Annotated in this window: 9 protein-coding genes; all 9 read right to left on the bottom strand. The window is 48.4% G+C overall.

The features are described from left to right. Positions 1–564: 564 nt before the first annotated feature. Positions 565–1,770, bottom strand: coding sequence for a sensor histidine kinase (locus OB13_RS08575; RefSeq protein WP_461489747.1), 1,206 nt, complete (start codon positions 1,768–1,770; stop codon positions 565–567). After that, positions 1,760–2,332 carry a chemotaxis protein CheB gene (locus OB13_RS08570; protein ID WP_461489746.1) on the bottom strand — a complete coding sequence of 191 codons (573 nt, stop codon included), beginning with the start codon at positions 2,330–2,332 and terminating at the stop codon, positions 1,760–1,762. The genes OB13_RS08575 and OB13_RS08570 overlap by 11 nt, the downstream gene beginning before the upstream one ends. After that, on the bottom strand, positions 2,332–3,162 hold the full coding sequence (locus OB13_RS08565) for a CheR family methyltransferase (protein ID WP_461489745.1): 831 nt from the start codon (positions 3,160–3,162) through the stop codon (positions 2,332–2,334). Before OB13_RS08565 ends, OB13_RS08570 begins: the two co-directional genes overlap by 1 nt. Continuing rightward, entirely contained in the window at positions 3,152–7,162 is a 4,011-nt protein-coding gene (locus OB13_RS08560; RefSeq protein WP_461489744.1) for a response regulator, read from the bottom strand. Before OB13_RS08560 ends, OB13_RS08565 begins: the two co-directional genes overlap by 11 nt. A gap of 135 nt (positions 7,163–7,297) precedes the next feature. Further along, positions 7,298–7,906 carry a DUF6624 domain-containing protein gene (locus OB13_RS08555; RefSeq protein ID WP_461489743.1) on the bottom strand — a complete coding sequence of 203 codons (609 nt, stop codon included), beginning with the start codon at positions 7,904–7,906 and terminating at the stop codon, positions 7,298–7,300. 186 nt (positions 7,907–8,092) lie between these two features. Beyond that, positions 8,093–8,662 (bottom strand): DUF4256 domain-containing protein, encoded by a 570-nt coding sequence (locus tag OB13_RS08550; RefSeq protein WP_461489742.1) that lies wholly within the window; start codon positions 8,660–8,662, stop codon positions 8,093–8,095. A 365-nt stretch (positions 8,663–9,027) separates the two neighbouring features. Then, positions 9,028–9,657 carry an HAD family hydrolase gene (locus tag OB13_RS08545; protein WP_461489741.1) on the bottom strand — a complete coding sequence of 210 codons (630 nt, stop codon included), beginning with the start codon at positions 9,655–9,657 and terminating at the stop codon, positions 9,028–9,030. A gap of 70 nt (positions 9,658–9,727) precedes the next feature. Beyond that, positions 9,728–10,555, bottom strand: coding sequence for a hypothetical protein (locus tag OB13_RS08540; RefSeq protein WP_461489740.1), 828 nt, complete (start codon positions 10,553–10,555; stop codon positions 9,728–9,730). Between the two features lie 179 nt (positions 10,556–10,734). After that, positions 10,735–11,761, bottom strand: a 1,027-nt coding sequence (locus OB13_RS08535; protein ID WP_461489739.1) for a serine hydrolase domain-containing protein, incomplete at its 5' end; no start/stop codon positions are given.

The raw sequence follows: 11,761 nt of genomic DNA, 5'->3' as shown, positions 1-11,761 counted from the left end.
GTAACTGGGGATTGTGTGTGGGGTCAGTTTGTAACTGGCGGAACTGGCGTTACAGGTATAGCAACCTGAGTTGTTGTATAGCTTCGCCTGGCCGGCGGGGCCTTACTTTTTTTCTTGATGAGAAAAGTAAGCAAAAAAGTCAAGACGCTTTTAAACTCGCTGAAAGCTCGAACACAAAATCGTCAGTCGTGCACCTGGCTCAAGCCATCGCACTGTAGTGACAGTTGTAAGGTAGTCTTGCTATACCTGTCGGCTATACCTACTCGTGCAAGAATTCTCCCCTTGAGGGGAGCCAGAGGGGTGTCTTACAGTGGCAATGAAACAAGAAGCTGTCAAACCGTAATAGCAGGACTCCCCTCCTTCGATAAGGAGGGGTAGGGGTGGTTGGACCAGGCCAGGTATAGCAAATTCATGAACTGCTCCAGTAGAAGAGGCAACTGCTGTTAGACTTTCCTCTGGAACAATGGTCTGCTGGCTCCTGAGTATGAGTCGAAAAAGTATAACGGAAGCGGTAGGGATAAATGTTGATTGCGAAACAGAAATACAGGTATAGCAGGCCGCTTATCAGGTCTTCAGGTATACCTTGAAGACAGTACCGGAGTCGATCTCGCTGTCAAATTCGATATTGCCGTCACAGTTCTCTACGATCCGTTTCACGATGGCCAGACCTACACCGGTGCCCTCGACGTGCGCGTGCAGCCGCTTGAACATGCCGAAAACTTTCTGCTGATCCTGCTTTTTGATGCCGAGTCCGTTGTCGCGCACCGAGAAAAGGGTAAAGCCTTCCCCCCTGGAGGTCGTGATAGCGATCTCGGGCTTTCTGTCCGGGGAGCTGTACTTGATCGAATTGGACACCAGGTTGTAGATGATGCTGCGCAGGTTCTTCCTTGAAAAAACAATATCCGGCACCTGAGAAAAGTCATCCGTTATCGTAGCGTCGTATTTCCGGATCAGGTCTTTGATGTTGAGCTTTACATCCTCCAGGATTTCCTTGAAGCTTATGCTCTCATAACCAGCTGTCTCTTCGTACTGTACCTTTGCCACTTCCGTCAGATCCTGCAGTGTGTTCTTGAAGCGGCCGATCGCATCATGGATCATCTGCATAATGGGAGCGACCTCCTGCTGGTCCTGTCCTGTTTCCTGCAGGGTTTCATCCAGGGCAACCATCAGGCCTTCGATGTTGTTGATGGGCGCTTTCAGGTCGTGGGAAGCCGTGTACACAAAGTTATCCAGGTCCTTGTTAACCCTGGTCAGTTCACTGGTTCTTGCTTTTACCCGCTCTTCGAGCTCCTGGTTTACTTCCAGCGTGAGCTTATTGACCCGCTCGAGCTCTTTCTTCTGCTGGTAAAACCGCACGAAGGTGGAGACTTTTGCTTTGGTGATATACGGATGCAGCGGCTTGAAGAGGAAATCTACCGCTCCCGCTTCGAAACCTTCGATCACGTGCGCGTCCTGTTCATTGATCGCGGTCACAAAAATGATGGGGATATCGCGTGTTTTGGAAATATCCCGCAGGTAGCGTGCCACTTCATACCCGTTCATACCGGGCATCTGCACGTCGAGCAGGATCAGGGCGAGCTCTTCCTGCAACGCAATCTTCAGCGCCTCTTCTCCGGAACTGGCAAAAAGGTACGTAATGTGCTCATCTTCCTTCGAAAGTAAACTTTCCAGGCTGACCAGGTTTTCAGGCAGGTCATCTACCAAAAGTATTTTGACCGGGTGCAAAACAGGCGCTACTGCAAGCGGATTGATATTGGGATCAGTGTTCATGTAAGGAAAGCAAGTATGCTTGTATTTGCTTTAAGTCCATTATACTACAACCGGGTATAATGTTTATAGCCGCTAAAGGCATGGTGTCAACCTCAGCCTCCGCCGGGTTCTGCACAATGGCTGCCCCTCCGTTTTCAAAGATATGCTTTAATCCTGAACTTCCGTCCCTGCTGGCCCCGCTCAGCAGGATTCCGATGGTATTTTCTCCGAAGACATCGGCCGCACTGCTGAAGGTCACATCAATGGAAGGCCGGGAGAAGTTCTCCAGCTCTGAATCATCCAGGGAAAAAGTACGATCGTTCTCGATCAGCACATGGTAGTTGGAAGGAGCCAGGTATACGTAGCCGGGGCTGAGCGTTTCTTTTTCCTCTATCTCCACTGCCTGGAGGGCAAGCCTTTTTGCGAAGATTTGCGGCAGGCTGCCTTCAAAGTTTCGCAGCCGATGCAGCACCAGCACAATGGGGATGCGGTAGGAGGCAGGCAGCCCGCTCAGAACAGAAAGGGATGCCTGAATACCACCCCAGGAACCACCGAGCACGATCACTTTGGAGGATGTTTCCATCAGCTTAATTTCCGGTAAATCCGGTTATCCTTGTCTACGAAATGATAGTCGCTGCTGATGCCGGACAGGGCGAGCGTTTCTTTTTTGCCCAAAGCCAGGTAGCCCAGGCCCACCAGGCTTTCGTCAAACAGCTTAAAAACCCGCTCCTGCAGCTCCCGGTTGAAGTAGATCAGCACGTTGCGGCACAGGATGAGGTGAAATTCATTGAAAGAAGAATCAGTGGCCAGGTTATGCGGGTATACCACTACATTGCGGACCAGCGAAGCATCAAACTTCACGTTGCCGTAGCTGCTCCTGTAGTAACTTGAAAATTCCCGTTTGCCTCCTGCCGCATAGTAGCCTGCCGTATAAGCCGGCATGTGGGAGGCCGAAAATATACCTTCCTTGGCCTGCTTGAGCACTTTCTGGTTGATGTCGGTGGCATAGATCTTCGTTCTGCCCAGCAGCCCTTCCTCCTCCAGCAGAATAGCCAGCGAGAAAAGCTCCTCGCCGGTAGAGCAGCCGGCATCCCATATCTTGATAAATGGGTAAGTCGAGAGTATAGGCAGTACGTTGGTGCGCAGCGAGAGAAAAAAACTCGGGTCGCGGAACATCTCCGTCACATTGACTGTGACCTCCTGCAGGAAGTTCTCAAAGAAAAAGCTATCGGCAAACAGTGCCTTCCGCAGTTCCTCCAGGGTGGTCAGATGCTTCTGCGACAGAAACCGCCTGATCCTCCTGTAGACCGAAGCCCGCGCATACCCGCTGAAATCATACCCGTAGTGGGTATGGATCTCTTTGATCAGTGCCTCGACCTCCTGCTCAAAAAGCGCGTCCGTATCAGGCTTCATACAACCACACCCGCATTAAGGTCAGCAACTTGTCAGTGTCTACTGGTTTGGGTATATAGTCGGAAGCACCGGCTTCGATGCATTTTTCTTTATCTTCTTTCATGGCTTTGGCGGTGAGGGCAATAATCGGGAGTTGCTTAAAACGAGCGTTCTCCCGGATTCGTTTTGTTGCTTCGATGCCATCCATCTCCGGCATCATCACATCCATCAGCACGATGTCGATTCCTTTTTCCGTCTCCAGCTTCTGCAGCGCCTCCTGGCCATCGTAGGCTACTATAACCTGCATCTGGTGCAGCTCGAGCAGGCTGCTCAACGAATAGATGTTGCGAACGTCGTCATCTGCCACGAGCACTTTTTTGCCCCGCAGCACTTCTTCCGGCACGTGTAGCTTCATCTTAAAGTCTTTGCCGGATGGCAGTTTCTGATTCACCTTGTGCAGGAAGAGCTGTACCTCGTCGAGCAGGCGCAGGTACGAATATTCATTCTTGATGATGATCGTGTTGGCAAACTCTTTCAAGGCATTTTCTTCGTCTTCGCTCAGGTCTTTGCCCGAGTAGATGATGATCGGAATATCGGACAAGCCCGTTTGGGATTTGATCTTCTTCATCCAGTCATACCCGTTCATGCCCGGCAGGTTGAGGTCGAGGATGATGCCGTCTACGTTCTGCTTGGCCAGCACCCGTTCGGCTTCTTCGGCCGAATGGGCGGAAGTAGATTTGAGGCCGTGCGCCAGCAGCAGTTCCGCCACCGCTTTGTTCTCGATCTCGTTGTCTTCTACGATCAGGACGTTCTCGATCGAGGTGTCGGTGATGCCGGAGATGGTGGTGAAGGCTTTGTTCAGCATTTCGAGCGTGACCGGCTTGGGCAGGTATTCTTCGTTGGCGCCATGCTCGCCTATCACTTCTTTGTCATAGGCCGACATCACGTGCACGTTCGTATGCCGCAAGGCTTTGTCTTCGCGGATCTGCCTGAGCACGTCCCAGCCGTTGATGTCGGGCAGATGAATGTCGAGCAGCATCGCATCCGGCTTCTCGGTACGCGCCATACGCAGGCCTTCCTGACCGGTATAGGCCTGGAGTACCCTGAAGTTTTTGGCCAGGGCAAAATCAGCCAGAATATCGCTGAAGCCTTTGTCGTCTTCAACGATCAGCACAGAGATGTCTTTCTGCCCGTTCTTCTCCATCTTGTCGAAGACCTGGCTCATGGCTTCGGTGCTGCTCTGCGCAGGAGCTGCCGCAACGCGGGCAGGCTGCTTTTTGCGGGCCTGGGTTGCCGGGGTTTTGGGCAGGTATAGCGTAAACGTGCTGCCCTTGCCCGGTTCGCTTTCCAGCTGGATCTCACCGCCCAACAAGGCGGCCAGTTCTTTGCTGATGGTAAGGCCAAGTCCGGTGCCGCCATACTTGCGGGTCGTAGAAGTGTCTGCCTGCTGGAAGGCCTCAAATATGACTTCCTGCTTTTCCGGCGGAATGCCTATACCTGTATCGCGAATGGCAAAGGCCACCACGTCTGCTTGCTCCCGGAGCTGCTCCGACTTAAAGTCGGGCCGGTTGCGTACCGGGTACACCGAGAACTCCACTTCGCCTCCCTCACCGGTGAACTTGATGGCATTGCCGATGAAGTTCTTCAGGATCTGCTCGAGCCTGAAACGGTCTGTGGTGATGGTATCGAAGCTGCCCGGGGTAAACTGCTCGGTGAAACGGATCTGCTTTCTGGAAGCTACCTCCCGGAACATCGGCTCCATGGTCAGGTCCTGCAGCTTTATCTCGTCCGTCTCGAGCCGGATCATACCGGACTCGATCTTGGAGAGGTCCAGGATTTCGTTGATCAGTTTCAGCAGGTCGTTGCCCGACTTATGGATGATCTGGGCATGATCCGTTTGTTTGGCAGATAAGGTATTCTCGGCATTGTCGGCCAGCAACCTGGACAAGATCAGGATGCTGTTGAGCGGCGTGCGCAGCTCATGCGACATGTTGGCCAGGAAGTCGCTCTTGTACTTGCTCACCGTTTCCACCTGCTGTATCTTCAGCTCAATGGCCTCACGGGCATCTTCCAGGGCCTTGTTTTTGGAGCTCAGGGTTTCGTACTGCTCTTCCAGCAGCTGTGCCTTTTCTTCCAGTTCCGAGTTCTTTTCCTGCAGTTCTTCCTGGTTCACGCGCAGCTCTTCTTCCGAAGCTTTCAGCTCTGCGTTGAGCTGGCGCAGGTCTTCCTGCTGTGTTTCGAGTTCCTCGGCCTGGTTTTGTGTTTCATAAAGCAGTTCCTGTGTCTGCAGGTGCGCTTTCAGGGTATGCACCATGACCGAGATCCGTTCGGTTACGGCGTCAAAAAACCGCTGATGCAGTTCGTTGTAGGGTTGGCGGGCAGAGAGCTCCAGCACCCCCACGGTATTGTTGGCAAAGTAGAGCGGGAGCAGGATGACCGAGGCAGGATCAATTTCGGTCAGGCCGGTTCTGATCTTCATGTACTCGTCGGGTATACCTTTCAGTACTTTTACTTTTCTTTCGCTGGCTGCCTGTCCTACCATGCCCGTGCCAATAGCAAATGAAGGAAGCTGCTCCTGGCTGTAGGACACGCCATAGCTGGCAACTGGTTCCAGCTTACCGTTGTTGTCGTGCAGGTATAGGATTCCGGCGTCAGAACCTGTATAGTTGCAAAGAAAGGTGATGACCTTCTCCGATAATCTTTCCAGTGCCGTTTCGCCGCCCAGCAGGGTGTTGAGCTCTGAGACACCGGTCAGTACCCAATTCCGGTTTGTGTTCTCGGTGGTGAAGGTCTGCAGGTTGTCTTTCATGTCTTTGATGGCATAGCTGAGCACATCTTCGCTGCTCTGCACGGCCACTTCCACATCATACCTGCCCGCCCCGATGGCCTGCGCGACCTGAGAAAGCGAAACAGTTTTATGCAGCACCCCTCTGAAAGATTCGGCTACGCTGCCGATCTCATCTTTGCTGTCGATGTCGATGACCACATCAGTAGCGCCCAACCGGATACGGTCTGCCGCTGTTTTGAGTTTGGAAAGCGAGGCAGCGATGAGGTTGATGATGTAGAAAGAAAGTGCGATGGTCAGACCCAGGATCAGGATGAATGTTGCAACGAGCACCGCCATGTACTGTTTTTTCTGGCTGCTTTCAGCTGTCACCTGGTCCCGTATTCTGCTAATGAGCTGCAACTCGGCACTGCGGTATTCCTCAATGCTCTGGGTAAACTGGTCAAATGTTGCCGTGGTGTTGAGGGTGGACAGGTTGAGTTCAGGATCAGCTTCAATTGCCTGTAGCAGATCTGCCACCTTCAGGTAATTGTCGGAAGAAGTGATTGCCTGTACATCCTTTTCTGCAGTGGCGTCAGCATACCTGATAAAGCTGTTCAGCGCTCTGTTATAGGAATCGATCTGAGAATTGATCTGGCCGTAGTCTTCATAGGAAAAAGCGCCTTCCTGGATCACCTTCATCAACAGACTTCTGATCCTGCCCAAATGAATCTTGGCCTCTGCCAGGTACCGGAAGCTGGCTAACCGCTGTCCGATCTCTTCATCGTTGATGCCGGTCGCATCGGAGTCAATCCTGTCCAGGAAAGTAAAGATCAACGCGGAAGAATATTGCCTGAATTCCTCTAGTTCAAGCTTATTCTGATCCAGGTTGTTGCGGTATTTGTTCAGATCGTTGAGCAAGGCCAGGTCCGGGAACTGCCTGCCGGAACGGGCCAGGAACGCCTTTAAGTCCCGCTCTGTGGCGTTGGTCAGGCTTCTGAGCGCTTTTGCCTCCTGCAGGAACCGGGTATCTGTTCCGGATGCCGCCAGGATACGGGCCCGCTCTTTTTGAAAAGCATGCAGAAGTGCAGATATCTTTTCTGCTTCCTCCAGCTGCAGGGCCTCTAGTTGAAGTTGTTCGTTTTCTTCTATTTCAAGCGTAATGGTTGAGATCACGAAATAGAAAAGGGGAATGAGAAGCAGGGAGAGCAGGAGGAAGAGTTTGTCCCTGATCTTCAAATTTTTGATTATGTTCATCTAATGTGCTTACGTCTGGCTAAAATGGAAATTGTGCCTGGTTTGAAATGGCAAGTTAGGAAAATGCAACATAATTTGCTTGCATGCTATACCTGTTTGCAGGTATACAGGTATAGCCGGGTAGGGGAGAGGTGCTTACTTTAGCCAACCTACTTTTCGTCTCCAGTTGTCATAAGCTTCCTGCTCTTTTCGGCGCTGGTCGCTAGTTCTTTCCGGTTCTTTTTCATTTTGTGCTTGCTGGCGCATTTCTTCGAGCCTTTCTTCCACCGTGTTCAGACCCAGACCCTGCCGTTTTTGATTGACGACAGCCAACGTGCCTTCCAGCCGGTAGGGGGTCAGTTCTCCCGCTTCATCTCTTATAAACTGAGTTCCATACGCCTGAGGACGGTTTTCATACATGGCAATCCGGTCGGATAGAAAGGCCACGTGTACGGGACCAATTTTGTTTTTGGCGGCCTCCTGTTGGGCAAGAGCCAAACAATTTTTCATAAAATCAGGCAAACTTATCGCATGTTGTATGATCAACCAGGCTGCCTGACTTGCTTCCGATCCTACTTTATCGATCGTCGGATATCCGATTTTTGAGATGATTTCCTGTAGCCGTTTTGCATTGGCCAGATGAACTTCTTCCATTTCAGTCGCATAACCAACGAAGAGTTTCCCTTCCTCTATCAGACGCTGTCGCACCTCAAGATCTTTTTTTCGTAGGGTCAGAAGGTCCTGTGCTAGGTCCGCATACTGCATGGTTGCTTAAGATTAAGTTTCAGAACAGGTAGCACAGTCGAGTAGTCAGCTAAGACTGTTTCCTGGGAAGTATTTAACTTTTTTCGGCAAACGTTGGCCACTGGATTTTGGTTATCCATTCGTCCTACCTTCTTCTATTTCTTTGGTAGTCCGTTCTCACATCAAATTTAGCTGGCTGCGTAAAGTTCAGACCCTTAGCGAGCCGCGAAACGCCCGGGCAGCATAGTAGGATTGCGCACCGTTGTGATACAGGAAGACATGGTCGTAGCGGCGATCACAAAAGAGGGCACCACCAAGTTTCCTGATCTCAGAAGGTGTTTTTACCCAGCTCGAAGTTTTCGTGTCGAACTTTCCAAGTTGCTGCAGCTCCCGGTATTGTTCTTCCGTTAAGAGCTCAATGCCCATGGCCGCCGCCATCTCCAGTGCGTTGTTTTCCGGCCGATGTTCTTTTCGTGACTCCAGCCCATCCCGGTCGTAACAAACACTTCTGCGGCCTTTGGGGCTTTCGGCTGAACAATCATAGAAAATATATTCGCCCGACTGTGTATCATACCCCACAACATCCGGCTCACCGCCTGTTCTTTCCATTTCATAGAGGGACCAGAGTTTTTCAGGACTCGCTTCCAGCTTTGCTTGTACATCTCCCCACACAAGACCGGGATGGCGGTTTCTGTTTTTCTCAAAACGGCCTTTTAAGGCGCTGAGTAGTTCTTCAAATTGTTCTGGTGGCAACTCCTTTTTATTTTCCATGGTCATATTGTGTTGTTTTGACTTGCTTACATTGTCTTGTAATTGGTTGTGTGCTGAGTCAGGCCTAGCGGTCATCTGAACCCTGCAGCCAACGTTCTCGCACAGGCAAGATGTGAGGCTTAAATACTTGGTTGGGTGTTTAGCTTTTCTATCCGTTTAGAAGGTAAAGCTTATGAAGTTCTGGCTTCCCTTTTTGGTATACCCCGAGAGAGACGGATTGATGTATTCATCTCTGATTTCTGTTTCGGCTATACCTGAAGGAGGCATCTAGAGTACAGTTCCTGTCTGCCAGGCAGCTAATGTTACAAAACTCAGACATTTGATCCGCTTCGAACCCCACTTTTGATTATGCGCTGTCAGGCGTTTGTGCTTTATTCTTCGTTCAAGTAAGGTACTATCTCCTTAAAAGAATGTATGGTCTTTTGGTCTTTTACTTCGGGTTGTTCTCCGTTGTGGTTATAGAGGACTGTTTCTATTCCAAGTTCATTTGCTGCCTGAATTTCAGAGTGTAGGTCGTCGCCAATTACCAGTACTTCATCTGGGCTGTACTGGTGCGCTGCAAGTATCTTCTGGAAGATATCTTTTTTCGTCAGTTCCGACTCGCTGGGGTCAACCACAAAGATGTGCTCAAAGTCTCGGCTGATGTCGAGTTGTTTGATTTTGCTGTGTTGCAATTTGGTGAAACCAGTGGTGACCAGATATTTTTTGCAGGGCATGTTCCTGATTATTTCATACCCGTCAAACGGCTCCATCTTGTCTTCATAGGTCAACCCGGAGAGGAGTTCTAAACTAGCAGCTTTCAGTTGTTCGCTAAAAGAAAAGTCTTTGGCTACCACCTGAAAAGGTTGCCGCATGATGCGGTTTTTAATTTCTTCGAAGTTTCCTTCGTATTCCCCGTTTTCTTCAATGAGGGCAAACAAAGATTTAAAGAGCTTTTCACCAATGGCTGAAACCGGGTAAATCGTGTTATCCAAGTCTAAGATGATTGCTTTCTTTCTCATAACCCTAATCTACAGATATTATTAGTATAAGTATTTTTCGGCTTTCTGTTCTGTGATGGCTAACTGTTAGCTATGGGCTATGGCGAGGCGTTGCCGAGTTTATAGCCTGTGCAGGGTTAGCACCTGTAATTTTCCTTTTCTTAATATCAAACAATTCCCAGTCGTTGTCAAACCTGAAATTATAGTCGACAATAAAGTTTTCTTCTTTTCTACTGATAACTCTTTCTGTTGACTTTTTCTTTAGGTATTCCCAATCAGTATATGTCCAGGTGAGATTATTCTCTTGAAACTTGAATGGCTTCCAGTTGTGGTCGTAGTAATGAGTGACAGTGTCTACTTCTAAATTTTCATTTAACTGAAAAACAGCAAGCGGTAAATTTGTGCGAGATTTCTGAAAGGCAGAATCGCTGGAGAACATTTTCAAGAAGGATTCAAACTGCTGTACTGACCTACTGTTCCTTATCGCTTCATTTTCTGACTCGCGGTTTAGTTCTTCAAAATAAACTTGGGAGTTTCTTTCTTCTACATCGTTTTTTCTGTCGGCTATCAAGTAACCTAAAGCAAGTGTTGCTGCTGGTAAGCCAATCAACAAAAGAGCTTTGCTCAATCTTTTTGAACTTGTTGTCTTCTTAAAGATGAGAACGGCTATAAAAGTAAGTGCTAAATGAATTGGTGAAAGTATCATGATATACATTCCAGCTGCAAATGCACCGCCACCCTTTCCTAAGTCATGGATAAAGAGTGGCCGGAATAACAGGAGGATGTATAATACATAAATACCACAATTACTTCCTACAAAGAAATTGGCAGAGTCAATTTTCCGAGACCATCTGAACAAGGCCGTCCAGATAAAGGTCATTACAATTGAGAAAAAGATTAATTCAAACGGCCAATTCAATTTATTTAATTTTTTATGATGCTAACGTTACTGGTACATGAGGTGAGCGAGGCAAAGCCGAAGCTTTGCTCATGTGCCTTGTTGTCTGATGCTTTTTTGTCAAACATATTTAACTCCATATGATAACTCCCTTACCTTCACTTTGCTGCTGTCTACTTTAACGGTGTTATTGGCAGGCGTCAATTGTCATCAATTTTAATTCCTTTCCATTGAACTCCTTGAAAATCCATTAGTATGGAATACTCTCCTGATTTACCTTCAACAAATCTGATAGACTCTTCAGATGTTTTATCTGAGAAGAATGTATTCTCATTTTCAGGATATAATACGCCTTTATTGATACCATTTTGATATATATACAAGCTATCATTTTCAAGTTTTATAGTCAGCGTTAAGTGTCCGGCATCTACAAGGTCATAAGTCCCTGGGTATTTCCCAAGGATAGATGGCGAAACGTAAACTGATTGTCGATTGATAGCTTCTGGTATTTTAACTGTTTGTCCTTTCAACATGCTTTGCAAATCACGGACAAGCTTTTCAAAGGGAAGCGCATCGTAATTAGCAAGAAAGATGATGGTATACTGGTTCTCATAGTTTTTCTCTACATACGCCCGTTTACCGCGTGTTCCTCCTGCATGCGAAATGCTTCCATTATGGGATATTGCCTTATAATGCTGCTGGTCCAGCTCTTTGAGGAATAAGGCCAAATCATCTGCAGTTGCATGCAAATTCCCCATTTTCATTTCAGTATTTGAAATGGAGCATTCACAGACAATGTTATTTTCGTCATCCAGGTAATGCCCGTAGGCATAATCTGTTAATCGACCCAAATCTTCATCAAAATTACTTCCAGAATGGTGCATGCCTAGAGGCCCGAAAAAAGTGTTCTCAAGAAAGTCTGAGAAGGAACTATCATGTAGCTGACCAATGATGTAGTACAACAGTTGAAAACCAACATTAGAGTACTGCTCTTTGGTGCCAGGGGGAAACTCTAAGGCCTCTTTGGCAGCAAGATCAACCACTTCATCGGCACTAAGCTCTATGGGATGCTTAGCGCTTTCTCCTAATTCTCTGGGTAAACCAGAACGATTATCCATCAAGTGCTGGATAGTTATTTTATCACCATTTGGAAAACCAGGAATATATTTCTCAAGTAAATCCGTTCTTTTAAGCTTGCCTTCATTTTCTAATTTTATGAGGCTCACT

This window comes from Pontibacter sp. HJ8 (assembly GCF_054824225.1).
This window is presented reverse-complemented; position numbering and strand designations above follow the sequence as displayed.

Excerpts from the sequence above, each read along its gene's own strand:
- OB13_RS08545 (WP_461489741.1), bottom strand. The coding sequence starts at position 9,657 with ATGAGAAAGAAAGCAATCATCTTAGACTTGGATAACACGATTTACCCG.
- OB13_RS08575 (WP_461489747.1), bottom strand. The coding sequence starts at position 1,770 with ATGAACACTGATCCCAATATCAATCCGCTTGCAGTAGCGCCTGTTTTG.
- OB13_RS08560 (WP_461489744.1), bottom strand. The coding sequence starts at position 7,162 with ATGAACATAATCAAAAATTTGAAGATCAGGGACAAACTCTTCCTCCTG.
- OB13_RS08550 (WP_461489742.1), bottom strand. The coding sequence starts at position 8,662 with ATGACCATGGAAAATAAAAAGGAGTTGCCACCAGAACAATTTGAAGAA.
- OB13_RS08565 (WP_461489745.1), bottom strand. The coding sequence starts at position 3,162 with ATGAAGCCTGATACGGACGCGCTTTTTGAGCAGGAGGTCGAGGCACTG.
- OB13_RS08555 (WP_461489743.1), bottom strand. The coding sequence starts at position 7,906 with ATGCAGTATGCGGACCTAGCACAGGACCTTCTGACCCTACGAAAAAAA.
- OB13_RS08570 (WP_461489746.1), bottom strand. The coding sequence starts at position 2,332 with ATGGAAACATCCTCCAAAGTGATCGTGCTCGGTGGTTCCTGGGGTGGT.